The sequence below is a fragment of the Streptococcus didelphis DSM 15616 genome, assembly GCF_000380005.1.
Lineage (GTDB): Bacteria > Bacillota > Bacilli > Lactobacillales > Streptococcaceae > Streptococcus > Streptococcus didelphis.
In genome coordinates, this window is record NZ_KB904198.1 from 18,192 (window position 1) to 42,853 (window position 24,662).

A 24,662-nucleotide genomic window follows, 5' to 3' on the forward strand; every position below is an offset into this window, starting at 1 on the left:
TTAGGCAACTCTTCGTCTTGCTTGTTTGAGCCACTCATCTACGGGGCTTTTACGGTAGGTTGAGGTGTTGCTTGTGTTTCGGTTTACACCTTGTCTTCTTGCTGCTGGTGCTTGGTAGCTTTCATAGTTTACTGGCACTGGGCGAGAAGCTGTGCTTGGTGCTCGTCTTGTGTAAGGAACCGTGCTTGGTCGGCTGTAGCTAGCTGGACGTGAATAGCCTGGATAATCCACATCAGAAATCTCATAGTCAGCTTTCCAACGGTGAGTCTTGTGCATAAAGTTATTCCCACGTAGGGTATAGGTGCGGTTCTTACTTGTTGCGTCAATGGTATCGTTCCAGGTTAGGTCGATATGGTAGAACTTACCACCCACTTTAACAATATTCCAAGCGTGCAGACTGTTGCTGCCCATATAAGGGTCGCCAAAGCCTTGGATATAGTAAACATCTAGACCTGCCTGATGTCCCATGTCCTTAAACATCTGAGCATAGGCCTGACAGACAGCCTCACTATCCTTCAAGAAGGCATAAGGGGTCTGAACGGAAATACCTTGCTTAGTATAACCACCAACACCTGCTGTACGGGCATAGTGATAGTTGGTCATGATATAATCTTGAATCTTTTCAACTTTTTCAAGGTCTGTATCCGTTGAATAGATATTTTCACGTGTCCACTTTTGAATATGCTGTAAATATTCTGTATACTGGTCACCTGTCATGTAATATTTAGGAGTCAAGGTAACTGTTACTTCATCTTCTCCTTTAAACCCTTGCATACTCCACGAGAAAGCTTGAGAGACGCCACGGGCGTTAGGGGTTTCTGTCACATTGAGGTTGATAAAGCGGGTGATACCAGCTGAAATATCCTCACCCATTTCTGAGAGCTTAACCGTAAAGAGGATCTGCTTAGCTCTGAGACGATAAGCCTCATCTGTACGCTTTAATAGCTCCTCTTTATCACTAATACCCGTCAGATTAACGGAATCTTCATAATAACCAGTGAGGTTTGTAAACTTGTAGTTCTTACTCTCAGAGTTATAGCCACTGTTTTTAAACTCCTCTAAAGTTGGGCCTTGGCGGCTTGATCTTGGTTGAGGCAGGTGGCGTTTAACCCTTTTTGCCTCCTCACGTCTGCGAAGATCTTCCTGAACGATTTCCAGGTTTTTCCTAATATTTTGCTCAGAGTCTACCAATATCTGAACATTGTTATTGTTGGTGTAGGCGTTTTGGTTAAGGTGTTTTACCAAGTCCGAGTTTAAGCGCTGAATACCATCTGTTAAGCTTTCTAGAGTAGTGTTAATCCATCTATAATCTCTTGAATAGCTGTTTTGGAGCTGGCTTTTACGCTCCTTATCTAGCCTATCTAAGTCCTGAAAAGTGTAATAATGTTTAACTTTAAAGTCTTCTGGTATATCAATCTTACTGAGGTTTTCCTGATAGGTAGAAAACTGTTCTTTAAGCTTAGCAGAATTTCCATGATAATCTTCTGTATACTGACTTGTAGCTTGGTTAACTTGCTCTCCTAAGTCAGCAGCCTCTGATTTAAGCTTTTCTAACTGTTGACTTGACTCTGGGGTCAGTTGGCGTTCCTCATTGATGGTTTTGAGGCGTTTGTACTCTGTGATGAGGGCTTTGCGGTTAGCTTCTAGTTGCTGATAACGTGCAAGCTCTTGGCTATTATAATTTTCTCTATAAGGAGAGCTACTATAATAATCCCTATTAGAACTTCTATAGCTATCTTCATATGAAGGGGTTTCTCTATAGTTTCTTCTACTATAAGTATAAGCTGAGTCATCGTTACTATAGCTATCTTGAGGGGTTGTGGGAGTGTTGCGTAGGCCATAATAGCTCGTGTAGTTAGTGGTATCAGAGGTATTGTAATCGTAATCGGCCTTGATGTCCCTTACTGAGAGGGTGAAAATAGCCGTGGCTAGGGCTAGGAGGCCTGCCTTTATCCTAAAATTTTTCTTCATCTCTCTTGTCCTTAATGGTCTAATCTCTCCTTTTATCCCTGGCTTAATAGCCCCCAGGTAAAAATACCTAGCCTGGGAGGACTAGGTATTTTTTTGTCTTAAAGGGGTAGGATAAAATGTAAGATTAGTTTTCTTTACGTTTACGTCCTGCTACTAGGGCACCTGCGCCTACCAATACTGTCATAGCTGCTGCTGTGAAGAATGGGTTAGCTGCTGAATCACCAGTTGATGGTAATTCTTGCTTGTTAGGGTTAGCCTGACCATTGTGGTTAGCATCCTTGTTCATGTTAGCGTTAGGAGCAGTTGATCCGTTGTTATTACCTTTTGAACCACTGTTTAAGTTTTTCATTGCAGCTTCAAGATCTGCTTTCAGACGGCTGATTTCTTCTTGAAGTTTAGCTTTGTCCTTATCAGAAAGTTCTTTTTGGTTAGCCAAGTCTTTTTCAAGTTTAGCAATCATCTCATCTTTAGCCTTAATAAGGGCTTCTAGTTCTGCTTTTGCTTTGGCATGCTCTTCTTCCATCTTAGCGATAGTTGTCTTAAGCTCTTCAATCTCTTTATTAGCAACAGCAAGTTTTCCTTCAAGATCAGCATTTTGAGCCTCTAAGTCTGCAACTTCTGCATCAAGTGTTGCTTTTTCTTCTGTTAGTGTTGCGACTTGATCCTTGAGTTCTTTCACTTGTGCTTCAAAACCAGCAAGCTCTACATTTGCTTCTTTAAGGTCTTTTTTAAGGCCATTAATTTCTTGATCTTTTTCCTTGATTGTTTCATTTGCTGCTTCAGCTTCATCATGGACTTCTTTAACCATATGCTCAGTCATTTGAAGGCGTGACATTACATCTGTTAATTTTTGGCTTGCTTCTTCAAGTTCTTTTGTTTTTGATTCTGCTTTATAGCTAGCTTCTTTAAGCTGTTCTTCAACTTTCTTATGAGCAGCTTTCGCCTCTTGAGCTAAACCTTTCATTTGCTCTAATTCAGCAGTTGTCTTCAGCATATCACCCTTCAATTTAGCTTCATTAGCAACTCTACTTTGAACTTCTTGAACTAGCAAAGAGACGAAAGTAATAGCTTCTTGTTTCCAATCACTACCTTCATATCTAAAAGAACCTACCAACTGATTAAAAGTATTTAAATCGTTATATGGATACCCTAGACGTCCTTGATCTAAACCTAACAATAATTCTTGGAGTTCTTGTGTTGATAGCTCTTTTAATAACGTTTTAAGCTTCTTTAATATTTCTTCATCACCATTTCTTCCATTGTATGTATTGATATTTCTTTCTGCTACAATTTCAACTAATTTTTCTGACATCTCATTAGCGTTTACTACTCCTCCAAATGCTGAGAAGGCTGTTCCTGCAAGTACTGCAGCTGTGACTGCTTTTCTGAGGGCGTGTTTACGGGCTTTAATTTTTTTAGCCATTTTCTAATGTCTCCTTAAGTTTCCTCTATTTATAGTAAATTAGCTTTATTCGGCTTGTTTTCGCCCCTAAAGCAGGAGGATACAGAGCAAATCTAAAGCTTTGAATTAATTATATATGAGTAATTGCTTAGAATAAAGACCATATTTTAAATATTTTATATAATAAATGACTCATTAATTTACAATTAATATTGTTTTTTATCTAATTTATTTTTCTTCCTATTATATGGGTTCTATATTTGTATCTATGAAAAAGTTACTAACTTCATTTGAAGAATGGCATGAGATGGGAGGAGAAGCTCCCTTACTTGACATTGCTATAAGTTTAGACTATTTTTAATGAGGAGGTTTATCAACTTATTTGTAATATAGTAAATAAGTTGAATACCAGTTCTGAAAGTCTCAGGTACCGCTACTGGGTCTTTCATATAAAGGAGAGAGACGGACATGCCATTTAGTAAGGCACTTTTTACCAACCAACAAGCTCGTGAGCTACATTTGGTGGACCTTTTAAAAGAGCAGAAGTTTTGTGATTACAAATCGATTTGTAATCAACTAGACTGCTCATTTTTAACCCTGCAATCAGAAATTTCTAATCTTGAAAACTTTACTGAAGTTAAGGATGTTACCTATGTGTCATCACATTTAGATATTTCTTATCATGATCCCTATGGACCAAAGAAGTTTTATCAGAGCATCCTTTTGGAAGCTCCCTCATTAAAATTATTAGAGCTACTTCTTTTTTCAGCTTATGATTCCATGGAGGAACTAGCCGAAGAACTCTTCATTAGTCTATCAACATTAAAGCGACTCTTAAAAAAAACAGGCCAATATCTTAAAGAACACTTTAATCTTTTTATTGATCTACGCACTCTAGATTTTAAAGGGGATGAGAAAAATATTCGCCTGCTATTTCTAAAATACTTCTCAGAAGCCTACGACTATCATCATTGGCCTTTTGAGGGTTATTTAGATGAGGAGTGGGTTAATAATCTTATTAATACCATCACTTTAAAAGGTAACGTTGAAATTGATTTTTCCTTATTTAGTCACCTCAAATTACTAGTAGGAATTAATCTGCTGCGCTATTCTAAAGGAAATAAGGTTGGTACTATCTACTCTAACAGTAAGAAGCTAGCAAAGCTCTTAAGTAGAGATAAAGAAGGTCAGAGGTTAAATCAAGAATTTGAAAATCATTATTCTTTAAGTTTAGATAGTCTAACTCTGTCTGAACTCTTTTCAAACTATTTGAAAGAGGGATTGATTTTTAGGCAAAATCACCAATATGAGCTCTTACTATTAAGAGCAAAAACTAGGAAGCTAACCCTTAGACACTGGGAGAGGAATTTTCGTCAACTAGAAAGTAAGACTAATATCCCACTTACTAAGAAGCCAGATGTTGCTTGTAAGCTTCATAATGCAATTATCTTACAGGAAGAAGACTACCATCTTAACTTCTTAGTCTATGATTACCGTCAGGACTTTTTAGGCTATTTTAAAAAGGATTTTCCCCTCTTTTACAAGGATGTAACTGAAACCATCCAAGACCTACTCCCGAGGGATGTAGAACAGTCTGACCGGCTTATTGAAAATCTGACTTATATTCTCTTAATTACCTGGGATAATCTCTTTACCCATCTAAGCACTATTATTGCTAAGCAGAGAGTCTTGGTAGTGGAAAAAGGTTCTTGTAATGTAGGGCAGTTTCTAGAAGCCTTTGCTAGTAAGTTCTATGATATTACAGTCTTTAAAGAAGCTGATCTTAAGGCTGTGGATATAGCTCAAAACTTCGATATTGTACTTACAGACACAACCTTAGAAGTGGTTGATGGGGTAGCTATCTACTTCTTTGATCATCTCGTTCCCACCTTGGCACTGAATCGTCTGCACCAACATCTAAAGGAAAGTTTGCAAAAACAAATCATTGAAAATGCCTCAGTTTAAGGGTGATTATAGGAGTCAGAAACTGGTCTTTGTGCTATAATATGAGTTATGGATAAAATTATTAAATCACTATCAGTATCTGGTTCTTTTCGTGCCTTTATCCTTGATAGTACAGAAACAGTTAAGAAAGCTCAAGCCTTACACGGGACCTTATCGTCGTCTACAGTTGCTCTTGGTCGGACCCTGATTGCCAACCAGATTTTGGCAGGCAATCAAAAGGGTGATAGCAAGATTACCGTCAAGGTGATTGGGGACTCCTCCTTTGGTCACATTATTTCTGTGGCCGATACCAAGGGACATGTCAAGGGCTACATCCAAAATAGAGGGGTAGATATCAAAAAAACAGCAAGCGGCGAAGTCTTGGTAGGTCCTTTTATGGGCAATGGCCACTTTGTTACGATCACTGACTATGGCACAGGCAAGCCCTATACGTCTACCACTCCCCTTATTTCAGGAGAGATTGGCGAAGACTTTGCCTACTACCTAACTGAGTCGGAACAGATCCCTTCAGCTGTGGGCCTCAATGTCCTTCTAGATGAGAATGATAAGGTCAAGGTGGCTGGTGGTTTTATGGTCCAGGCCCTACCTGGAGCTTCAGAGGAAGAAATTGCCCGCTATGAGGAACGTCTACAAGCTATGCCTGCTATTTCAAGCTTGCTAGCTAGTGACAACCCTAGTCAGGCCCTTTTAGATGCCATCTATGGAGATGAAGCTTATAAATGTCTTTCTGAGGACAGCCTAAGCTTTAGCTGTGACTGCTCTAAGGAACGTTTCAGATCAGCCCTAGTAAGCCTACCTGTAAGTGACCTAGAAGACATGATAACAGAAGATCAGGGAGCAGAGATTGTCTGTCAGTTTTGTCAGATAGCCTACCAGTTCTCAGTAGAAGATTTGGAGGAGATTATCAATGACAAAGCTTAATTCATCTTTTATGATTGGAAGTGTTGAGATTCCCCACCGGACGGTGCTTGCTCCCATGGCTGGAGTTACCAACTCGGCCTTTCGGACCATTGCCAAGGAATTTGGGGCTGGCTTGGTTGTGATGGAGATGATTTCTGAAAAGGGACTCCTTTACAACAACGAGAAAACCCTGCACATGCTCCATATTGACGAGACAGAACATCCTATGTCTATCCAGCTTTTTGGGGGAGATGCCGAAGGCTTGAAACGAGCTGCCGACTTCATCCAGACCCATACCAAGGCCGATATTGTTGATATTAACATGGGGTGCCCGGTAAATAAGGTTGTCAAAAATGAAGCCGGGGCTAAGTGGCTAAAAAATCCTGACAAAATCTATCACATCGTTTCAGAGGTGACCTCTGTTTTGGATATTCCTTTGACGGTTAAGATGCGGACTGGCTGGGCTGATAGCTCACTGGCTGTGGAAAATGCTCTGGCTGCTGAGTCTGCTGGGGTGTCTGCTCTTGCCATGCATGGGAGGACCCGTGAGCAGATGTATACGGGTACTTGTGACCACAAGGCCCTGGCTCTTGTTTCTAAGGCTATCACTAAGATTCCTTTTATTGGGAATGGGGATATCCGCAGTGTGCAAGATGCTAAGTTCATGATTGAGGAAATTGGTGTGGATGCGGTGATGATTGGTCGCGCAGCTATGAATAATCCTTATCTGTTTACCCAGATTAATCATTTCTTTGAGACGGGGCAGGAGTTGCCAGATCTTCCATTTTCCAAAAAATTGGATATTGCCGAGGATCATTTGCAACGTTTGATCACACTCAAGGGTGAAATGATTGCTGTCAGGGAATTTCGTGGTTTGGCGCCCCATTATTTGCGGGGAACTGCTGGGGCTGCTAAGGTTCGTGGAGCGGTATCTCGTGCTGAGACTTTGGCTGAGGTCAAGGCCATTTTTGCACAGGTGCGCTAGGGTTTTTAAGGAGAAACATGTTGATTGTACTAGCCGGAACGATTGGGGCAAGTAAGAGCTCGCTGGCTGCTGCCCTAGGAGAACATTTGGGAACTGAGGTTTTTTATGAAGCTGTGGATAATAATCCTGTGCTTGATTTGTACTACCAAGATCCCAAGAAATATGCCTTTTTATTGCAAATTTTCTTTTTGAATAAACGTTTTAGATCCATTAAGGAAGCTTATCGGGCTGATAATAATGTTTTAGACCGTTCTATTTTTGAAGATGAGCTTTTCTTGACCCTTAATTATAAGAATGGCAATGTGACCAAGGCTGAACTGGAGATTTATCAGGACTTGCTGGCTAATATGCTGGAAGAACTTGAAGGCATGCCCAAGAAAAGACCTGACCTATTGGTCTATATTGATATTTCCTTTGAGAAGATGCTAGAACGCATTGCAAAACGCGGCCGAAGCTTTGAACAAATCAAGGATAATCCCGACTTGGAGGCCTACTACCTACAGGTCCATGATGAATATCCCACTTGGTATGAGAACTATAACGCCTCACCCAAGATAAAAATTGACGGTGACTCCTTGGACTTCATCCAAAACCCAGCTGATCTTGATGTTATCCTTGAAATGATCGACCAAAAACTCAAAGAACTGAATTTGATCTAAGAAGAAGAGAACCCGACTAGGGGCTCTGAATAGTAAGAGGAAAAAAACCTAGATGAGTTCTGGAATCTGAGTTGAGAAAAAAGTCTCGACTAAGGACTCTGTACTGGACTATGAAAAACGGGGCTCTAAACGAGATTCTGTGTCCTGAGTTGAGAAAAACAGAACTTAACTGATATTTTGACTTAACATAAAACTTTAACCCCTCTTTACAGGATAAAACTTGCAAAGAGGGGTTTTTGATGTGGGAGATTTTGACTTTATAAGCTTACAAAAAAGAGGACACTTAAGGTCCTCTTTTTGTCTTCTTGTAACTCTATCCTAAAAATACTTTAGATTTTCTAAGATAATGATAGACTGTTAGCTATTTTGTTAGCTTAGTCTTTTTTACGTTTGCCTGCTACTGTTGCTAGGCCAGCACTTGCCATAATTGATAGGGCTGCTACTGTGAAGAATGGGTTCGTTTGGTCACCAGTTGCTGGAAGTTGAGCCACTTCTTTTTTAGCTTCTTGCTTGTCAGCAGCTTTAGAAGCCATAGCTTCTTCTGCTTTTACACTTGTTTTAGGTGCTGGTGTTTCAGTTTTTTCTACTTTGTCAGTAGTTTCTGATTTTTCTGTTGGTTGAGCCGGTGTTAATGGCATCATTGGAACTGTGTCTTCATCTTCTTCAACTGGCTCAGCTGGAGTTAATGGTGTCATTGGTACTGAATCTTCTTCAGGTTCTTCGTCTTCAGATTTTACAAGTGCTGCTAAAACATCAGCCTTAAGTGATTCTACACCTTCTACTGTATTAGCTTTGCTAATTAAGTTTTTGAAGAAATCACTTGCACCAGCTTCATCTAACTCTTTAAGAGCTGCCTCTTTAGCTTTTTCAAGTTGGGCTGCCTTAGCAGCAGCTTCCCAAGCATCAACAGCTTCTTCTTCAGCAGTGATAGCTGAATCTTTTTCAGCTTCTGCAGCAGCCGCTAAATCATCAGCAGCTTTCTTTTCAGTTCTGAAGTTAGGTAGAGCCTTAACAGCTTCTTCGTAAGCTTTCGTTTTAGCTTCAGCTTCAGCTTTTTTAGCATCATAACCAATTGTCATCTTAGTTTCATTGTACAAAAATGATCCTGGAACCATATCTTCTAACATAGCTGCCGCTTCATTAAAAGCATTAATAGCAGCAACTTTCTCTGCATATGCTTTATCTGTTACTGAATCAGCACTTACATTAGTTGCCATAGTACTTGCCATAAGAGCTGCTGCTGATACGGAAGCAAGTCCGATAACTGATTTTGTCAAATATGACTTGATGTGTTTGTTTTTCATCTGTTTCCCCTTTAATTATGAAAAAATATTATGAACCTTTTAATGTTCATAATGCTATCCTACTCTTTTAATTATAATTTCTCATCCTTTTAATGTCAAGCCTTAAGGTTAAATTAAAATATTATTTTTTCTTAATGCCTTTTTTAAATTCAACAATAGAGAAAAAACCTTGAAAATAGCTATTATCAAGGTTTTTTACTTTATTTAGTGATGCTAATAACTAATAATTATTAAAATTTTTTTCTTTCCTCTAAATATTAGCAAGATAATTAAAAGATTTACTCTTCTCATTTACAGATTGCCATGAGAAAGATTATTAATATTTTTTTAAAATAAGAATCTCCTAACTTAGACTTAATTTCTTATTTTTGAACTTTTACTAACTAAAAGTTCCCTAATATTGCTTTTTGGGGGCTTTTTAAGAACTTTATGAGCTTATATTTAGGTTTAAATTGTCTAAAAGTGAACTTTTTATTATTTTTCAGTAACTATTATTAGACTAAAATTCAATTTTTTAGTAGAATATATAAAAAATGAATAAGGAGGGCCATGATATGCCTAGAAATTTTAAAAAATTCCACTTTTCTTCTCTTTTGATGACTCTCGTTAGTCTATGCTTGGGTATCGGTTCATTAACCACACCTGATATAGTACACGCTCAAGATCCAAGCCCTGTATGGACAATAGGGCAATACCCCAACTATTACCGTGTTGAAGGTTCAGCCAACATCAACCCTGCAGAATTTCCTAAAATCTATACAACTACTGAAAAAGTTTATAACAACAGTGGTAGAAGCACCAAACGGGTCACAGTTTCAGATATTCAGTACAGTGTCTTAGATGGTTATGGCAGATCTGGCCAAGCCTTTGGTGTCATCACTAAGGACATGATCGATATGGCAGCCGGCTATCGTAAAAAATGGGAAAGTAATCCTGAACCAAGTGGTTGGTATTCTTATTCCTTTAAAGATACCGGTGCACCAGCTCGTGAAGCTGATTATAAACATAGTCCAAGAAAAGTTAAACGTCTCCCTAATAATCTAACTGGAAGCATCTTCCTAAGCAATGGCAGAGTCCACAATGGTTACCTTTTTGACCGCAGCCACTTAATCGCTGACAGCTTAGGTGGACGTGCCTTTAGAAATAACCTTATCACAGGTACCCGCACACAAAACGTCGGCAACAACGATCGCAGAGGTGGCATGCAGTACCTAGAAGCTAAGGTTTATGATTACATTAATAGAAACCCTTCCGTTTTTGTTTACTACAGAGCCCGCCCAGTCTACCTTGGCAATGAGCTCCTACCACGCTATGTTCTAGTTTCTGCCCTTTCATCTGACGGAGCCATTAACGAAACTGCTAGAGTCTTTAATAGCGCCAATGGCTTTAACATCAACTATCAAACTGGCGGCCTCTTAAATGTGCCGGGCTTGAAAGCTAACGACTCTGTTGACGACTCCGTCCAGTACCAAGCAGTTGATGTCGAACTAAGAGCAGCAGCCTAAGATATTAAAAGAACTAAACCCAAGCTAAGATCAAGCAGAATCCTTGCAAGATAAAATCCTTCACCCTCAAACTTTTACCAGTGGAAGTTAGTAAAGGCTTGAAGATGACTTAAAGCTAATAATCTATTGATGAGCTTCTCTTTTTAAAAGGGAAGCTCATCTTCTTCTAGCAATAAATCAGCTAAATCATTAGCCAGATTGTTTTCTCGCATGGCGCGTTGCGCTCGGCTCTCTAATAGTTGAAAAGACTGGCAGAGCACTTCTGTCACAAAAGTGGTATGACCTTCTTTTTCATACTTTCTGGTTCTAAGTTCACCATCTAGAGAGAGCAAACTTCCCTTGCTAGCATAAGAGACTAAGGTCTCAGCTAGCTTTCCCCAGAGAACTAGATTGATAAAATCTACCTGCTTCTCACCATCAGCATTTTTATAACGCCTATTAACAGCCAAAGAAACTCGACAAACTGACTTATCCTTTGGGGTTTTAATTAACTCTGGATCGGCAACCATTCTACCAATCATAATAACTTTATTGTACATTTTTATCCTCCTACTTATATATCCGAGAAAAAATTTCAGTTTACAGATTTTAAGTAAAAAAATAACAAGAATTTGGAAAAAAGTCTGACACTACACATAAAAAGCCAACAAGTATAGCATTCTGACTAAGAGAAAACTATCCTTGTTGGCTTTTCTATAGGCTGATTAATTTCATAGAGCTAAATGGTAATGTATTTCTAAAATGACATCTTTTTGTTCCTGATCAGTTTATACACTAAAAGAATAAATGGCTAATCATAGAAATCACTGTTAATAAAATTAGTATACCAAAGAAAAAACTATGCCGAGAAAATATATGTTTGACATTAGAGCAAGCATTACTTACACATCCTTCACTAGGACATCTTCCGAAATCTTTACCCGTTATACTTGCAAGCCAAAGAAGCAAAGAATACATAAGTATTAGCATCCCAATCATCATGAGACTAGCTATGGTAATCATCCTTGATAAATCCATGGTTTGTAAATCATTACCAATATCAAATATAGCTCTTGCTATATTAATACCAGCAAACATCACAAAAACAAAGGTTGAAAAAACACCAAGAATAGCTATAAAATCGGTGTATATTTCAGACTTAGTAGTTTTAAAGCTATCTATTTCCTTTGCTACCTTATAGGTATTAGCTTCTATTTCTTTTGTTTGCCGCTCTAAATTAAGTGCGGTACGCTTAAACTTTTCTAGGGAATTATGTGCTTTTTTTGTATTATCTATAATAAATTCTTTCTGAATTTGAGAAAGGGTATAATTATTTTTAATTTTATCAAGATTTTTTTCTAAAACTTTTTTGTCTTCTGAATTACCTTGAAATCTAGAAATAATAGCATTAATTTTCAAATTCAGTATTTCATTATTTTCGTTACTTTTTTCATTTTGGTAGACATATTCTGCAATTTTATCATATGGAATAGTCAGATCTCTATCAATTAAGTATAAATAATAAGTATTTAATATTTTTTTCTCAATAGGATTATAGTAATCTTCGATAATATCATCTAATAATAAATCAATAATCTTTAAGGGGATAGAGCCCATAGTTGCTCCTCTGGATGATTTTTAAAATAATCCATAATTTCTTCAATAGTATACGTGATTCCTTTTATCCCCCTCTTGATACTAGCTTCATCTTTTTGCCAAGGTTCATGTGTGTGAGTTATATCAACAAGTTCAAGTGAGCCAAAGCTAGAAAAGGCATCAATAGTAGACTTAATTAACTCTTTATTGTCTACTTTTTCAGAATCATATTCAGTAATCTCTAAATTAAAGGGCTTTGAAGTAAATTCTATATACTCTCTAATCATCTTATCAGTTGTTATAGAAAAAGCACCAAATCGCTTATACTCATGGTAAACGTTTGGGACAACTGGTCCGTATTGCCATTTTTCCATACTTTCTTCAAATAAAGGACGACCATTTTCAAGAATATTTCTGACATTGACGAAGTATAACAACTTTTGCAATTTTAAATTATTAATGTCATAACCTTTTTTATTTGAATATTCAATGATATAGTTTGCAACAAATAATGCATGCATTATAAGAACACCCCCTTTTTTCTTAATTAATTATATCATATCTATCTCATCTAAATTTTCTTGCCTTTATTTTTTTATCATGTAAAAGCTTATTTTCCCTAGCTGTTTATTCCTTTTTACCCTCCTACTTATATATTCGACATACAAACTCAAAATTAGAGGTTTTGAGTAAAAATTTTTAAAAAAACGTTTGGGACTTGAATGTCTCAAACGTTTTGGTTTTCTAAAGTGGTTTTAGGCTTACCAGTGTTTTTCAGGATCAAAAGCTTCTCCTACTTGTGCTGAATCGGCTAGTTCAATAATGCCTCGTTTTTGAGGGGCATTTGCTAGGGCTAATTCTCGAGGGGAGCACATCATGCCATAACTGTCTTGGCCACGAAGTTTACCTGGGAAAATAAGGTTTCCACTTGGCATCATTGCGCCTGGTAGGGCTACTATTGTTTTCAGACCCAGCGCAGTATTGGGCGCGCCAGCGACGATTTGGATGGGCTTTTCTTGACCTATGGCAACTTGGCAGATGTTGAGGTGGTCGCTGTCTGGATGGGCTTTCATGTCTACAATTTGGCCAACTAGAAAGACGGGTTCTTTTGTAGTACTTAGTTCTTCTTGGAAGCCTTCTTTGGCAAGTTCTTGGTTTAGGACTTGGATGTCGGCTGGGCTAGGGAAGACTTGGCCTTTTCCTTGGAGTGAGATGAGAGTAGAGGCTTCAAAAATATTCCAAGCTAGGGTTTTTCCACTTTCTTGGTCATAGACACGCGCTACTTTTCCTTTTCTCTCAACAGTTTTTTTGACTTCTTTCTTATCTGTCAAAATGACCATTAAGACATCTCCGACTTGTTCCTTATTATATGCAAAAATCATCTTATTTCCTTTTCTGTAATTACTTATAAGCAGCTAAAAATTGGTTGATTTCAGCCTTTGTTTTTCTTAATTTGTTGACTAAACGCCCTACTTCTTGGCCTTTTTCAAGGACTAAAAAACTTGGAATCCCAAAAATATCCCATTTTTGAGCTAAATCCATAAAGTCATCTCTGTCTACTTTGACAAAGGTCAAGTCAGGGTTTTCTGCTTCTATTTCGGGCATGACGGGATAGATAGACTGACAGTCTGGGCACCAATCAGCCGTAAAAAAGAGAAGGACTTTCTGCTCCTTGTCAATCACTTCTGCCAATTCTTCATATGACTTTGGAATAATCATTTTGTCTCCTCCTGATAGGTAAGGTCCCCTTTTTGATAGCTAAAGCTAAATTCTCTATCATCAGCCATGACAATCCCACCTCTGACACAGGAGGCATCTGATTGCGCTTCGTTAATATAGAGCACAGAAATAGCTCCTATTTCTGAAAAAAATTGCCTAATTTCAGCTATCATCTTAGTTTTTTGATAATCTTGATATTTCTCCTTAAACACCAGAGCTGTCACCATAAAAGCAGACAGACCAAGCAACTTTGAAAGGCTCTTATACTTGTTTTTATTCATACCTCTCATTTTATCATAAAGTAGGGGAAATAAGCTAGCGCTAGAAAGGATAGTTTTTTACTGCAAGCTAGATAGCTAGATTACCCAAGCAAAATAGCCAGAAGGCTCTAAAAATGATAAAATAGAAATGATAGAGGGCTTGGAACTGTTAGAATTCAAAAGCCTGTAGGCCATAAGAATGCCTATTAAAGTGCTATTCTTAGGCAAGTTTAGCAAGATTCATGATTGGAGAAGTTTAATGACAGACTTGTTTGCAAAAATTAAAGAAGTAACCGAATTAGATGCCATAGCTGGCTATGAACATCCTGTGCGAGATTTTCTACGCCACAAAATAACACCCCTAGTCGACCGAGTGGAAACAGATGGTCTGGGAGGGATTTTTGGCATTAAAGAAAGTAAGACTGAAAATGCACCCCGCATTCTTGTAGCAGCCCATATGGATGAAGTTGGTTTTATGGTCAGCCACATTAATGCTAATGGCAGCCTGGGTGTTGTTGGAATTGGTGGCTGGAATTCCCTTGTTGTGAGCTCACAACGCTTCACCCTGTACACCAGACAAGGTCAGGCTATCCCTCTTATTTCAGGTTCAGTACCCCCTCATTTTTTACGGTCTGGCAATGGTGCATCTCAACTGCCTTCTGTTGACGATATTATCTTTGATGCTGGTTTTTCAGATAAGGCTGAAGCTGAGAGCTTTGGGGTGACTCCTGGTGATATTATTGTTCCTCAAACAGAAACCATCCTTACAGCTAATAAAAAGAATGTGATTTCCAAGGCCTGGGATAACCGTTATGGGATTCTTATGGTGACTGAATTATTAGAAAACCTAAAAGATCATACCCTAGACAACACCCTAATTGCTGGGGCTAATGTTCAAGAAGAGGTTGGTCTACGGGGTGCTCATGCTTCTGCTGGAACATTTGACCCTGAACTCTTTTTTGCAGTTGACTGTTCACCTGCTGGCGATATTAATGGTAATCAGGGAGCTATTGGTGATGGAACCCTGATTCGCTTCTACGATCCAGGCCATATCATGTTAAAAGATATGCGTGATTTCCTTCTTACAACTGCTGAAGAAGCTGGGGTTAAGTACCAGTATTACTGTGGCAAGGGCGGAACTGATGCTGGTGCTGCGCACCTTCAAAATGGTGGGATTCCCTCTACAACTATTGGGGTCTGCGCTCGCTATATTCACTCACATCAAAGCCTCTATGCCATGGACGATTTTCTACAAGCACAGGCCTTCTTACAAGCTATTGTGAAAAAACTAGACCGATCAACAGTTGATCTCATCAAAAATTACTAAAGATTTTAGGAGTAAACTATGAAAATAGGATTTATTGGCGTCGGGAAAATGGCTAGCGCTATTATCCAAGGCTTAAAAGAAACATCACATGAGCTTATCATTTCCGGCTCATCACTGGAACGCTCTAAAGAAATAGCCGAGCAATTGGGATTAGCCTATGCTGAGTCGCACCAAGCATTGATTGACCAAACCGACTTTATTATCTTGGGCATTAAGCCACAGATGTTTGAGTCCGTCTTGCAGGATTTGCAATTTCATCAACCCCTTATGTCGATAGCTGCTGGCATTAGCTTAGCAAGACTTGAAGAATTAGTTGGTCAGAATTTGCCCCTTTTTAGGATTATGCCTAATATGAATGCACAGATTTTAAAAAGTACGACTGGTCTTTGTTACAATGGCTTGGTTGACCATGCCTTATTATTGTCTGTCAAGGAAATGACTGATAGTTTCGGGAAAACGTTTGAGATTGCTGAGAAAGATTTTGACACCTTCACTGCTTTGGCTGGGTCAAGTCCTGCTTACATTTACCTCTTTATAGAAGCAATGGCTATGGCTGGCCTTAAAAATGGTCTACCAAAGGATAAGGCTTTAGAGATTATTAGCCAGACTGTCCAAGCCAGTGCCCAACAACTGTTAGCAGGTCAGGAAAAGCCCAATGATTTAATTGATAAGATTTGTAGCCCTGGCGGGACAACTATTACTGGTCTGATGGAGCTTGAAGCTCAGGGTCTAAGCCATGCTATCAGCTCTGCTATTGACAAAACCATCGAAAAAGCAAAACAATTGTAAAAAGTCAATAAGACTTAAAAACTCTGAAAGCATTGCGCTGTGCCAAAAAATTAGATAAAGATCTAGGGCTTGGGTGGCAGTTCAAAACTTTCAGAGTTTTTTATTTGAGAAGGGTTGAGGCTATCATGAAGAGAGCAGCAAGGCTGTTGCTAAGGCAATGGATACCCATGGTGTAACTTAATTTATTGGTTTTATAGTAGACAAAGCCAAGCAGAAGGCCAGTACCTCCGTAGATGACCCAAGAACCTATGTCTGTTGGACTGTGCAGGAGACCAAAGAGGAAACTGCTGATAATGAGGCCTGGGATAGAACGGTGATTAAAAACCTTTCCCATCAAAAGTCCTCTAAAAACTGTCTCTTCGACAATGGGTGCCACAATGCTAAGCAAAACAATCAGTAAAACAGGGTTAAGCAATATTCCATTCAAGGTGTCTTGATTGAGTGTTTTTCCATTGCCATTTTGTAGGACAAGAATAATTCCACCCAGTATTTTAACAAGGGTCACGCCTAGAAGACCCATACCAATCCAAAAAGGGGCACTGTGTTTTTGATCATCTTCTTTCTTATAAAGAAGTCCTACTTTTTTAGCAATGAGCCATGTTCCCAAGCTGATAGCAAGCATAAGGAGGATAACCAGACTTAATTTTCCTACAGATTGGGAGCCTTTTAGAAGTAACAAGGCTGATTGTTCAACTACTACGATGGCAAAAACTAGTAAAATCCACTTTACTTTATTTAATATTTTATTCATTTTATTCTCCTAGATGCGTTTGTTATAGTCAAGATTGTCTTGTTCACTTTGTAAGAAAGGTTTTACTTTTAATAATATTTGTGTTACATCAGATTTATTGTTACAAAATACACAATTTTTATTAGGAAGGTCTCCTTATGAAACTTAAAAAAGAGTCATTTTTACTAAAAGTAGTTGGTTATATCTTTATTATGGCTATTGCTAATGCAGCTATTCTACATATTTTTCACTATCGCTACCAAGACATTGGTTTTGGTCATCTCCTCTTTTTCTTTGAGGTGATTTTGAGCTTTTATGCACTTTGGGTCTATAAGAAAGAAACACCTATTGTTCGCTTAAAAGATTTTCGCATCACACCTTGGTTTATCCCGTCACTACTAGTTATGGGTGCAATCCTTATCATTCATCTACTTGCTAATCCCTTCGCTAAAGATGCTATGACAATTCTCAAGTTAATGATGACCACAATCTTAGTTGGTTTTTCAGAAGAAGTCCTCTTTAGGGGATTTATGCTAAATAATCTGATAAAGCGATATTCAGCTATCAAAGCTATTTTGATTAGTTCAGTAGCATTTTCACTACTTCATGCTGTTAACATACTGGGGGGTGAGCCATTCTATGCTGTATCAGGGCAATTGGTAAATACCTTTATTGCAGGACTATTTTTTGCTGCTATTTACCTCCAAGGTAGATCACTCATTCCTTTAATTATCTATCATTTTTTATATGATTACCTACTTCTTGTGAATAGTCTGGTTAATGCCCCAATTATGAAATTAGTTGAGGTGGAATTTATTCTAAGATTAGTCATGATGCTACCACTCTTATGGTTTACACATCAAGCCTTTAAAAAACCAGATAGTCAAGGAAATAAGTATTTTAGCTCAGAAAATAAGTACTGACTCTTTTTCTAAGCTAGTCGCTAAAAATGAGACTTCTTAGGCTGAGCTGAGGATATTCCTATGCTCACTTACTCTGCTAGCAAAACAGCTCTTTGTTAATTTAAATGGTTAACAAAGAGCTGTTTTTTAGTCTACCTCGGTAAATTACAAAGGAAAAACACAAGCATGCTAGACATTTGCTTTACTTATGCTTTTATCCTAGGAGCTTACTTAGGTCAGTTTAATTTTTATGTCTTAGACGTTCTACGTCACGTGCAATACACAATTCTTCATCAGTTGAAATAACGAGTACTTTTACTTTTGAATCTGGTGTTGAAATGTCTCCACGGTAGCCGAAAACGTTTTTCTCTGGGTCAATTTCAATACCAAACCACGATAGGCCAGCAATAACATCTTGACGCATTAAGGGTGCATTTTCACCCATACCAGCTGTAAAGACTAAAGCATCTGCTCCATTTAGGACAGCAAAGTACTGACCGATGAATTTTTTAATACGGTCAACAAAGATTTCATAGGCTAAAATAGCATCTTGATTACCAGCTTCTAGGCCAGCTTCAATATCTCTCATATCACTTGAGATACCTGATACACCACCAAGACCAGATTTTTTGTTAAGCATATTAACAACATCTGCAGCATCTTTCATTTCAGGATCATTAGCAATGATATAAGGAATGATAGCTGGATCGATATCACCTGAACGGGTTCCCATCATAGGACCTGCAAGTGGTGTGAATCCCATAGAAGTGTCAACAGATTTACCATAACGGTTAGCTGTAATAGAGACACCATTGCCTATATGGGCTGTGATTAATTTTAATTCTTCTAAAGGACGATTTAGCATTTTTGCAGCTTCTTGGGCTACATACTTATGGCTTGTTCCATGTGCTCCATATTTACGAATCTTGTAATCAGTGTAGTATTTTTGTGGAATTGGATATAGGTAAGTATGTTTTTCCATAGTTGTATGGAAAGATGTGTCAAAGACGCAAACACTAGTAATATCTGGAAGTAAATTGCGAAAAGCGCGAATTCCAGCTACTGCACCTGGATTATGTAATGGAGCTAAGGCAGATAATTCTTCAACTTGCTCAACAACTTGGTCATTAACCAAGACAGATTCCTTGAAATATTCACCACCAGCAACGATACGGTGACCTACACCTGTAATTTCATCATAAGAAGAAATAATATTAAAATGAATTAAATCGTTTAATAAAATCTTTACTGCTTCTGTATGATTAGGAATATCAGAAATTTCTTCTTCTTTATTACCATCAAATTTTACAGTTGAAATAGAATCTTTTAATCCAATACGTTCAATAATACCTTGTGCAAGAACTTTTTCTTCAGGCATTTGATAAAGTTGCCATTTAAGACTTGAACTACCAGCATTAATTGCAATTGTTTTCGACATGTTTTACCTCTCTTGGAATCGTTTTCTGTAATACTACCTTATTATATCAAAAATGTTATGAAAAAACATTATCTTGTTTCCATTTTTTGAACTCCTCCATGAAATGACGAATATTGTCAGGAGATTGTAAGTCTTTGATGGGGTAAACGAATGTTTCACTTCTTTTTTCTGAATGTTTTTGTAAAATAATGATTGATTTTGCATTAGATGGATGACCAAAAAGGGTCTCCGGTAGGGTAATAACAGCCCTCACCTGCGCATAGTCTTTTAGCCAGCCTTTTAGTAAGTCGCTTTGTGAAGTCTCAAAAAGATTTCTAGGAGCAAGGAAAATAGCAAAACCACCTTCTTTTAAATACTTTAAAGACTGCTCCATTAGTAAATGATGTGCAAAGGTATGCTCTTTTTCAGAAAAAACATGATAACGTTTAGCAATTTTATCCTCAGGATAAAATCCCACTGGTAGGTCACTAATAATTAGCTGACTTTCTTTTAAGAGCTGTGGTCTAACGGCATCTCCTTGTACAAAATGAGCAGATGATTCCATTATTTCAGCGATACTTGCTGATAAGTCAATCAAAAGGTCGTCCACTTCGATACCTAAATAATCAAGGTCTCGACAAGTATTATTAAGGATTGTCTGAGCAAGATTTCCTGTACCACTACCAATCTCAAGTAGCTGTAAAGACTCTGAAGAATCCAGGGTCTCAATCAAGAACAAGATCAGAAATCCTAGGCTATCTGGCGTAAATTGATGATTGGCCTGTAACTTCTGTGTTTGGGCTATCTTGATAAAAACAAATTGGAAGGCTCTGCGCCATTCTTCTTTAGTCAGATTCAATAACCGTAAGTTTTTATTATTTTCTTCAATTGTTTGATTGGGACCTTTTGCTCCCAAATAATAAGCATTCTGCTCTATTAAGGAATCATAAATGTGAGTTTTTAAGTCTGTTTCAATCTTTTGACTATTTTCTAATATAAGCTCGTAGGCTTTTTCAATTTTTTCAAAATCCATGCACCTATCATAACAAAATAAAGTCTAAAAAGAAAGAATCTCTTCTATTTGTAATTTTTGTCCTTTTGAGAATCACTTGCTGGCATCTTAGCTTCTTTTTGAGCCTCTTTTTGAGCTTCTTTGGGGTATGGGTATTGAAACTGATATTGATAGTGGTCACCTATTGCAACTGATACCTCTAGGACTTGTTCTTTTCTCTGATAACTTGATTGTCCTCCATTAAAATCTACCTGTCCTTCCTGCTTTAGCTCTTTTTTCCTTAAGATTTCTGCTAGCAAATGGGCCTTGCTATAAGCTAGATGAGCCTTGTATTCTTTTTTAAAATCATTAAGATGAGTCAGATAGCTCTGAAGCATTAAGGTAAAGACAGCAGCCATTAAGATTGCATAGAGCAAGACCCCTGCCCTTACTCTTTTACTTAAAATCATAGATAAAATACCTCACTAAGCCACTTTTCCAGCTTATTTTTATAGTCACTTTTTCTTCTTGGGCACTGATAGAAGCATCCGCTAAGTCTAGTAACATGGGATTATAGCCATAACCCTTGGCAGAGCTTTTCCTAAAATCCTTCTTTTTGCTTAAACCAAAGGCTATTTCCTTGCCATTTTTTAAGAGGTAAATTTTATTGTGCTTAACTTTTTCTAGCTGAGCTCCCATGAATTCTGCTCGTAATTGATGGGAAAATAAGAGCCACCTGTCCTGGTCACTTGGTTTCAAATAGGCTATATTACTAAATACTGCATGGCTTAGGCCCTGATAAACCAATAATACTCCTGAAATAAGCACTAAGGCTATTAAACACTCTAACAGGGTAAAAGCCTTAAGGCTGACTAATTTCAACTGTAAATATTTCTTTGCCATTTTCGATAATCCTAATATCATCTTGACTCCTAATCACCTGAATCTGACAGCCATTTATAGTCAGTGATTCTTGGTTTGTTTGGACAGCCATTAAGGCAGCTGTTAGGACTTCCTCCTTATGTCTAGCATGGTTTATGAAGGCCTGATTTTCCTTAAAAGCTGCTAGTAAGACACTTACAATGAAGATTAAAATTGCTAAAGCAAACAAACTTTCTAGTAAGATATAGGCCTTAACTCCTTGTTTTTTGATATGTTCCACTCCCTAAATGTAATTGATAGGTAACAATTTCTTTAGCTGTTTGAAATTGAATTTTTGCCAATGAATGATTACCTCCTATTTTATTTAATTTAATCTTATTTCTGTAGACTACTTTTATATGTTTTGGAACTCTTAACTGTCGCTTGCCAAAACGAATACTCTGATCATCAAATTCTAGATAGCCTTCCTCTTGCTGTAAGACGCTTAATTTTTGACTAGTCCGATAAAACTGTTCAAAATCAATAAAAAATAAGCTGGCTTCAATCTTAGGGTAAATAGTTGTCAGAGGGCTTGATAAAAGGATAATCATTGAAGTGACGATAAAAAGGCAGATAAGACTTTCCACAAGGGTAAAGGCTTTAATCTTGTACCTGACGAGTCTGTTTTTTATTTTTAGCATAATAGTCTTGATAGGCCTTTACTTGTTTGTCATTTAAGCTCCCATTCTGGACAAGTTGAGTTAAAGTGGGGCGACTGCCTTGGTTTAATTCGTAGATGTCGGCTTGGCTCTCAACAATTTTAACAACAGCAGCATTGCCAGCCTCTGCCACCTTGGCCTTTTGTTTGCTTAAATTAGGGATAAACAAGAGCATGAGCACACTAATGATGAGAATCACCATTAACATTTCTAGTAAAGTGAATCCAGAGACTAGACTCTTTTTGCTTTTGATAAGATAAGTTTTCATTTACATATTTCCTCCGATTATTTGATACATGGGTAAAAGCATAGCAGCATAAATCATGACAATAATGACTGCTACGAATAAGAAGATAAGGGGTTGAATGAACTGGGTTGCCTGCAAGAGTTTCCGAAAAAACCTCTCCCAACTGACCTGAGCATAGATTTCAAGTTCCTGACCTAGTTTAGATTTTATTTCCCCATATTCAATCATCAGGCTTAACTCCTTTTTAAAAAAGGGATAGCTAGCAATCGTCTTTGAAAAGGATGTTCCTGCCATGAGGGATTGCTGCAAGTCCTTGCACATTTCTTGCATTAAATATGATTTTTCCTTTAGCATGACCTGCAAGATGGTTGCTAAATCTAATCCTTGACCAATGAGGTTGCCCCATTCTCTGGCATAATAGGCTGTCATATAAAGGCTGATATAAGTCCCTATCAGGGGCAATCTGCTGTACTGCTTGATTTGCTTCATACGAGGATACTTCTGCCACCTCAGATAAAAAGTAAGGCCTATTAGAAGCAAGAAAAGTATAAAAATAAAGCAAAAGCTTGGAAAATAAGTCAAGAAAAATGTTAAGCCATTGTTTTGCTCCATTTGGGGAAGTAAATAGTGGCGCAAGCCTAGCATGATAACCATTAAAAAAGAAAGCAAGATGAGGGGATAGGTGATTATTTCAAGTGTTTTTTTCCTGAGATAGGAGAGGTTTTCCAGATAATTTTCAATTTTTTTTAGGCAAGTTTCAGTATTTCCATGACTATCAGCCAGGCTAAGCTGGGTGACAATTGCATCTGAATAGCCTAAACGGCTAATCATTTGAGCCAGACTATAACCGTTTAATAAATCACTTGTCATTCTTTCTAGGTAGATTTTTTCTAAAAGGTTACTTTTTTCTAGAAAGGCTACCATTTCTGCTAAATTAAAGCCACTTGCTATGAGGTTATGAAAAAGTTGGATTAATTGATATTGTTTTTTAAAGGGTAATTTTTTCAAACTCCGCTTGGGTCTCAGTGAGATGTCCTTCTTTAAGAAGGCTATCAATTTTTTGGTTCCACTCTTGATGGGTGTGGTTTTGGAAGTCCTTGCTTGCAAAATCTATGAGTCCTCCTTGGGCAATAAGTCTTTGGTACGTTACTAGGGTTAGTGTATTTTTGATTTCCTCTTTTTGGATGCCTAACTCTAGCAATCTGGCATAAACTCCAGGGATGCTTTTGGCATGGATGGTAGAAAAGACCATCGCTCCCGTTAAGCTGGCTCTGATAACTGCCTTGGCAGTTTTGCTATCTCGGATTTCTCCAATAATAAGGAGGTCAGGTCGATGCCGCAAAGAGAGTTTTATAAGCTGATCGTAGGTCATCCCGATACTTTCATTGACCTGCAATTGAAGGAGCTGGTCATTTTTTATCTCCACAGGATCCTCAATGGTAATAACTTGCTTTTCTCTTGTTTGTTGAGCAATTAGCTGGTGCATAAGGCTGGTTTTTCCAGAGCCAACTGGTCCTGAAAAGAGGTAAAGTCCTCGTCCTCCAAGTTGCTGAGCTAGTTTTTCATCATCCTTAAACCAGTAATTTAAGTCTTTTTGACTGCTATATAAAAGACGAATAACTAGACTTTCAAGACCTCGATAGTCACCAACACTTGATAATCTTAAGGATATTTTTTGCTTGTCATCAAGTGGATAATCACAGGCCCCCAACTGACTACGTCTTTTTTCACCGACATTCATACCAGCTACAAATTTAAAGTGGCTAATCAGGTTGGCTGCCTTTTCTTTGTCAAAGATATCACTGGTTTGACTTTGGTCTCCAGATCGTAGTATTACGTGATATTCTAAGCCATGAGGTAAAATATAAATATCTTGGACCTGCAAAGAATTGGCTTTACTGATAATATATTTTCCTAATTCTGGTATCATTTCAACCTCCTTACTTTTTTATTCGAAAAAAGAGCTAAGTTTTTTCAACTTAACTCTTTTTCTTTATTTTTTTGTTTAAGGTTAGAATTTTAATTTACATGTATAAGGAGGGGTTATGGTGTCGTTTCTTTGTTCATAGCTTAGGATATACTTTTCTTTTGGAACGATATCTTTGTCTTCGAGTAAGAGGATGGAATGGAATTGTTGCAGTTCATCATCGCAATCTTCACACCATCTGGCTTCCGACTTTGTCCAGAAGGTAGCTAGGAAATTTTTCTGGCTATGGTAACTAGGGTATTCGTCTTGTAAGCTCTGCCATTCTTTTTGGTAAAAATCCAAGGCTTCCTGCCAGTCTTCAAACTCTTCTTCTAAGACGATATCTTCTTGCCAGCCTTCAATAAACCACCAGGGTTCCCAATCTCCATACATTTTTATTACTTGATACATGTTAGTTCTTACCTCTTCTTTAAGCCTATTATATACAAATAGAAACCTTTTTTAAAA

Annotated in this window: 28 protein-coding genes; 8 read left to right on the top strand and 20 right to left on the bottom strand. The window is 37.8% G+C overall.

Annotated features, from left to right (window positions below; translation table 11 throughout):
- Together A3GU_RS10520 and A3GU_RS10605 are read right to left on the bottom strand one after the other, a co-directional pair.
- Window positions 1–1,971: a transglutaminase domain-containing protein gene (locus A3GU_RS10520; protein ID WP_018366988.1), complete on the bottom strand. Its 1,971-nt coding sequence runs from the start codon at window positions 1,969–1,971 to the stop codon at window positions 1–3.
- Window positions 1,972–2,095: 124 nt separating this feature from the next.
- Window positions 2,096–3,394 carry an LPXTG cell wall anchor domain-containing protein gene (locus A3GU_RS10605; protein WP_018366989.1) on the bottom strand — a complete coding sequence of 433 codons (1,299 nt, stop codon included), beginning with the start codon at window positions 3,392–3,394 and terminating at the stop codon, window positions 2,096–2,098.
- 447 nt (window positions 3,395–3,841) lie between these two features.
- On the opposite strand from A3GU_RS10605, the gene A3GU_RS0107835 reads away from it, so the two are divergent.
- From A3GU_RS0107835 to A3GU_RS0107850, 4 genes are read left to right on the top strand one after another with little or no spacing between them, the layout of a single operon-like run.
- Window positions 3,842–5,338: an AcpB/EbpR/MafR family transcriptional regulator gene (locus A3GU_RS0107835; RefSeq protein WP_018366990.1), complete on the top strand. Its 1,497-nt coding sequence runs from the start codon at window positions 3,842–3,844 to the stop codon at window positions 5,336–5,338.
- A gap of 48 nt (window positions 5,339–5,386) precedes the next feature.
- Window positions 5,387–6,259, top strand: coding sequence for an Hsp33 family molecular chaperone HslO (hslO, locus tag A3GU_RS0107840; RefSeq protein WP_018366991.1), 873 nt, complete (start codon window positions 5,387–5,389; stop codon window positions 6,257–6,259).
- Complete coding sequence (dusB, locus tag A3GU_RS0107845) at window positions 6,246–7,223, top strand: tRNA dihydrouridine synthase DusB (RefSeq protein ID WP_018366992.1); 978 nt, start codon at window positions 6,246–6,248, stop codon at window positions 7,221–7,223. Before hslO ends, dusB begins: the two co-directional genes overlap by 14 nt.
- 17 nt (window positions 7,224–7,240) lie before the next feature.
- A complete protein-coding gene (locus A3GU_RS0107850; protein WP_018366993.1) occupies window positions 7,241–7,882 on the top strand; it encodes a deoxynucleoside kinase in 642 nt (213 codons plus the stop codon).
- 374 nt (window positions 7,883–8,256) lie between these two features.
- On the opposite strand, the gene A3GU_RS0107855 is transcribed toward A3GU_RS0107850, so the two are convergent.
- Window positions 8,257–9,186: an albumin-binding GA domain-containing protein gene (locus tag A3GU_RS0107855; protein ID WP_018366994.1), complete on the bottom strand. Its 930-nt coding sequence runs from the start codon at window positions 9,184–9,186 to the stop codon at window positions 8,257–8,259.
- 554 nt (window positions 9,187–9,740) lie between these two features.
- On the opposite strand from A3GU_RS0107855, the gene A3GU_RS09765 reads away from it, so the two are divergent.
- A complete protein-coding gene (locus tag A3GU_RS09765; RefSeq protein ID WP_018366995.1) occupies window positions 9,741–10,691 on the top strand; it encodes a DNA/RNA non-specific endonuclease in 951 nt (316 codons plus the stop codon).
- Between the two features lie 143 nt (window positions 10,692–10,834).
- Here A3GU_RS09765 and A3GU_RS0107865 read toward each other — a convergent pair whose 3' ends face one another.
- From A3GU_RS0107865 to A3GU_RS0107890, 6 genes are all read right to left on the bottom strand, one after another.
- Window positions 10,835–11,230 carry a single-stranded DNA-binding protein gene (locus A3GU_RS0107865; RefSeq protein ID WP_018366996.1) on the bottom strand — a complete coding sequence of 132 codons (396 nt, stop codon included), beginning with the start codon at window positions 11,228–11,230 and terminating at the stop codon, window positions 10,835–10,837.
- Window positions 11,231–11,465: 235 nt separating this feature from the next.
- The gene (locus tag A3GU_RS0107870; protein WP_018366997.1) at window positions 11,466–12,287 is read right to left on the bottom strand and encodes a hypothetical protein; all 822 of its coding nucleotides are present in this window, start codon (window positions 12,285–12,287) and stop codon (window positions 11,466–11,468) included.
- The gene (locus A3GU_RS0107875) at window positions 12,269–12,787 is read right to left on the bottom strand and encodes a Panacea domain-containing protein (protein WP_018366998.1); all 519 of its coding nucleotides are present in this window, start codon (window positions 12,785–12,787) and stop codon (window positions 12,269–12,271) included. Before A3GU_RS0107875 ends, A3GU_RS0107870 begins: the two co-directional genes overlap by 19 nt.
- 240 nt (window positions 12,788–13,027) lie before the next feature.
- Complete coding sequence (ytpR, locus tag A3GU_RS0107880; protein WP_018366999.1) at window positions 13,028–13,648, bottom strand: YtpR family tRNA-binding protein; 621 nt, start codon at window positions 13,646–13,648, stop codon at window positions 13,028–13,030.
- Between the two features lie 19 nt (window positions 13,649–13,667).
- Window positions 13,668–13,985 carry a thioredoxin family protein gene (locus tag A3GU_RS0107885; protein WP_018367000.1) on the bottom strand — a complete coding sequence of 106 codons (318 nt, stop codon included), beginning with the start codon at window positions 13,983–13,985 and terminating at the stop codon, window positions 13,668–13,670.
- Complete coding sequence (locus A3GU_RS0107890) at window positions 13,982–14,266, bottom strand: DUF4651 domain-containing protein (protein ID WP_018367001.1); 285 nt, start codon at window positions 14,264–14,266, stop codon at window positions 13,982–13,984. Before A3GU_RS0107890 ends, A3GU_RS0107885 begins: the two co-directional genes overlap by 4 nt.
- A 238-nt stretch (window positions 14,267–14,504) precedes the next feature.
- Between A3GU_RS0107890 and pepA the strand changes: the two genes are divergently transcribed.
- Entirely contained in the window at window positions 14,505–15,572 is a 1,068-nt protein-coding gene (gene pepA, locus A3GU_RS0107895) for a glutamyl aminopeptidase (RefSeq protein WP_018367002.1), read from the top strand.
- Window positions 15,573–15,590: 18 nt separating this feature from the next.
- The gene (gene proC / locus A3GU_RS0107900) at window positions 15,591–16,361 is read left to right on the top strand and encodes a pyrroline-5-carboxylate reductase (protein WP_018367003.1); all 771 of its coding nucleotides are present in this window, start codon (window positions 15,591–15,593) and stop codon (window positions 16,359–16,361) included.
- A 100-nt stretch (window positions 16,362–16,461) separates the two neighbouring features.
- On the opposite strand, the gene A3GU_RS0107905 is transcribed toward proC, so the two are convergent.
- Window positions 16,462–17,112, bottom strand: coding sequence for a CPBP family intramembrane glutamic endopeptidase (locus A3GU_RS0107905; protein ID WP_018367004.1), 651 nt, complete (start codon window positions 17,110–17,112; stop codon window positions 16,462–16,464).
- Window positions 17,113–17,249: 137 nt separating this feature from the next.
- Between A3GU_RS0107905 and A3GU_RS0107910 the strand changes: the two genes are divergently transcribed.
- On the top strand, window positions 17,250–18,014 hold the full coding sequence (locus tag A3GU_RS0107910; protein ID WP_018367005.1) for a CPBP family intramembrane glutamic endopeptidase: 765 nt from the start codon (window positions 17,250–17,252) through the stop codon (window positions 18,012–18,014).
- Window positions 18,015–18,234: 220 nt separating this feature from the next.
- On the opposite strand, the gene A3GU_RS0107915 is transcribed toward A3GU_RS0107910, so the two are convergent.
- The 10 genes from A3GU_RS0107915 to A3GU_RS0107960 all read right to left on the bottom strand — a co-directional run bounded on the left by A3GU_RS0107915 (window position 18,235) and on the right by A3GU_RS0107960 (window position 24,605).
- Window positions 18,235–19,431 carry an acetate kinase gene (locus A3GU_RS0107915; RefSeq protein ID WP_018367006.1) on the bottom strand — a complete coding sequence of 399 codons (1,197 nt, stop codon included), beginning with the start codon at window positions 19,429–19,431 and terminating at the stop codon, window positions 18,235–18,237.
- 55 nt (window positions 19,432–19,486) lie between these two features.
- Window positions 19,487–20,443 (bottom strand): class I SAM-dependent methyltransferase, encoded by a 957-nt coding sequence (locus A3GU_RS0107920; protein WP_018367007.1) that lies wholly within the window; start codon window positions 20,441–20,443, stop codon window positions 19,487–19,489.
- A gap of 44 nt (window positions 20,444–20,487) precedes the next feature.
- Window positions 20,488–20,871 carry a competence type IV pilus minor pilin ComGG gene (gene comGG, locus A3GU_RS09770; RefSeq protein ID WP_018367008.1) on the bottom strand — a complete coding sequence of 128 codons (384 nt, stop codon included), beginning with the start codon at window positions 20,869–20,871 and terminating at the stop codon, window positions 20,488–20,490.
- Window positions 20,858–21,304: a competence type IV pilus minor pilin ComGF gene (gene comGF / locus A3GU_RS0107930; RefSeq protein ID WP_018367009.1), complete on the bottom strand. Its 447-nt coding sequence runs from the start codon at window positions 21,302–21,304 to the stop codon at window positions 20,858–20,860. Before comGF ends, comGG begins: the two co-directional genes overlap by 14 nt.
- Window positions 21,264–21,563 (bottom strand): competence type IV pilus minor pilin ComGE, encoded by a 300-nt coding sequence (gene comGE, locus A3GU_RS0107935; RefSeq protein ID WP_018367010.1) that lies wholly within the window; start codon window positions 21,561–21,563, stop codon window positions 21,264–21,266. The genes comGF and comGE overlap by 41 nt, the downstream gene beginning before the upstream one ends.
- On the bottom strand, window positions 21,535–21,963 hold the full coding sequence (gene comGD, locus A3GU_RS0107940; protein ID WP_026216491.1) for a competence type IV pilus minor pilin ComGD: 429 nt from the start codon (window positions 21,961–21,963) through the stop codon (window positions 21,535–21,537). Before comGD ends, comGE begins: the two co-directional genes overlap by 29 nt.
- Window positions 21,923–22,249 (bottom strand): competence type IV pilus major pilin ComGC, encoded by a 327-nt coding sequence (comGC, locus tag A3GU_RS0107945; RefSeq protein WP_018367012.1) that lies wholly within the window; start codon window positions 22,247–22,249, stop codon window positions 21,923–21,925. The genes comGD and comGC overlap by 41 nt, the downstream gene beginning before the upstream one ends.
- Window positions 22,250–23,335, bottom strand: a complete 1,086-nt coding sequence (comGB, locus tag A3GU_RS0107950) for a competence type IV pilus assembly protein ComGB (protein WP_281167242.1) — start codon at window positions 23,333–23,335, stop codon at window positions 22,250–22,252.
- Complete coding sequence (gene comGA, locus A3GU_RS0107955; protein ID WP_018367014.1) at window positions 23,217–24,158, bottom strand: competence type IV pilus ATPase ComGA; 942 nt, start codon at window positions 24,156–24,158, stop codon at window positions 23,217–23,219. Before comGA ends, comGB begins: the two co-directional genes overlap by 119 nt.
- An 81-nt stretch (window positions 24,159–24,239) precedes the next feature.
- Entirely contained in the window at window positions 24,240–24,605 is a 366-nt protein-coding gene (locus tag A3GU_RS0107960; RefSeq protein WP_018367015.1) for a DUF1033 family protein, read from the bottom strand.
- Window positions 24,606–24,662: the final 57 nt, after the last annotated feature.

Excerpts from the sequence above, each read along its gene's own strand:
- pepA (WP_018367002.1), top strand. The coding sequence starts at position 14,505 with ATGACAGACTTGTTTGCAAAAATTAAAGAAGTAACCGAATTAGATGCC.
- A3GU_RS0107870 (WP_018366997.1), bottom strand. The coding sequence starts at position 12,287 with ATGGGCTCTATCCCCTTAAAGATTATTGATTTATTATTAGATGATATT.
- A3GU_RS0107865 (WP_018366996.1), bottom strand. The coding sequence starts at position 11,230 with ATGTACAATAAAGTTATTATGATTGGTAGAATGGTTGCCGATCCAGAG.
- dusB (WP_018366992.1), top strand. The coding sequence starts at position 6,246 with ATGACAAAGCTTAATTCATCTTTTATGATTGGAAGTGTTGAGATTCCC.
- comGF (WP_018367009.1), bottom strand. The coding sequence starts at position 21,304 with ATGGCAAAGAAATATTTACAGTTGAAATTAGTCAGCCTTAAGGCTTTT.
- A3GU_RS0107905 (WP_018367004.1), bottom strand. The coding sequence starts at position 17,112 with ATGAATAAAATATTAAATAAAGTAAAGTGGATTTTACTAGTTTTTGCC.
- A3GU_RS0107835 (WP_018366990.1), top strand. The coding sequence starts at position 3,842 with ATGCCATTTAGTAAGGCACTTTTTACCAACCAACAAGCTCGTGAGCTA.
- A3GU_RS09765 (WP_018366995.1), top strand. The coding sequence starts at position 9,741 with ATGCCTAGAAATTTTAAAAAATTCCACTTTTCTTCTCTTTTGATGACT.
- A3GU_RS0107910 (WP_018367005.1), top strand. The coding sequence starts at position 17,250 with ATGAAACTTAAAAAAGAGTCATTTTTACTAAAAGTAGTTGGTTATATC.
- A3GU_RS0107855 (WP_018366994.1), bottom strand. The coding sequence starts at position 9,186 with ATGAAAAACAAACACATCAAGTCATATTTGACAAAATCAGTTATCGGA.
- ytpR (WP_018366999.1), bottom strand. The coding sequence starts at position 13,648 with ATGATTTTTGCATATAATAAGGAACAAGTCGGAGATGTCTTAATGGTC.
- A3GU_RS0107875 (WP_018366998.1), bottom strand. The coding sequence starts at position 12,787 with ATGCATGCATTATTTGTTGCAAACTATATCATTGAATATTCAAATAAA.
- A3GU_RS10520 (WP_018366988.1), bottom strand. The coding sequence starts at position 1,971 with ATGAAGAAAAATTTTAGGATAAAGGCAGGCCTCCTAGCCCTAGCCACG.
- A3GU_RS0107960 (WP_018367015.1), bottom strand. The coding sequence starts at position 24,605 with ATGTATCAAGTAATAAAAATGTATGGAGATTGGGAACCCTGGTGGTTT.
- A3GU_RS0107885 (WP_018367000.1), bottom strand. The coding sequence starts at position 13,985 with ATGATTATTCCAAAGTCATATGAAGAATTGGCAGAAGTGATTGACAAG.
- comGD (WP_026216491.1), bottom strand. The coding sequence starts at position 21,963 with ATGCTAAAAATAAAAAACAGACTCGTCAGGTACAAGATTAAAGCCTTT.
- A3GU_RS0107890 (WP_018367001.1), bottom strand. The coding sequence starts at position 14,266 with ATGAATAAAAACAAGTATAAGAGCCTTTCAAAGTTGCTTGGTCTGTCT.
- comGA (WP_018367014.1), bottom strand. The coding sequence starts at position 24,158 with ATGATACCAGAATTAGGAAAATATATTATCAGTAAAGCCAATTCTTTG.
- proC (WP_018367003.1), top strand. The coding sequence starts at position 15,591 with ATGAAAATAGGATTTATTGGCGTCGGGAAAATGGCTAGCGCTATTATC.
- A3GU_RS0107920 (WP_018367007.1), bottom strand. The coding sequence starts at position 20,443 with ATGGATTTTGAAAAAATTGAAAAAGCCTACGAGCTTATATTAGAAAAT.
- A3GU_RS0107915 (WP_018367006.1), bottom strand. The coding sequence starts at position 19,431 with ATGTCGAAAACAATTGCAATTAATGCTGGTAGTTCAAGTCTTAAATGG.
- hslO (WP_018366991.1), top strand. The coding sequence starts at position 5,387 with ATGGATAAAATTATTAAATCACTATCAGTATCTGGTTCTTTTCGTGCC.
- comGG (WP_018367008.1), bottom strand. The coding sequence starts at position 20,871 with ATGATTTTAAGTAAAAGAGTAAGGGCAGGGGTCTTGCTCTATGCAATC.
- A3GU_RS0107850 (WP_018366993.1), top strand. The coding sequence starts at position 7,241 with ATGTTGATTGTACTAGCCGGAACGATTGGGGCAAGTAAGAGCTCGCTG.
- comGC (WP_018367012.1), bottom strand. The coding sequence starts at position 22,249 with ATGAAAACTTATCTTATCAAAAGCAAAAAGAGTCTAGTCTCTGGATTC.
- A3GU_RS10605 (WP_018366989.1), bottom strand. The coding sequence starts at position 3,394 with ATGGCTAAAAAAATTAAAGCCCGTAAACACGCCCTCAGAAAAGCAGTC.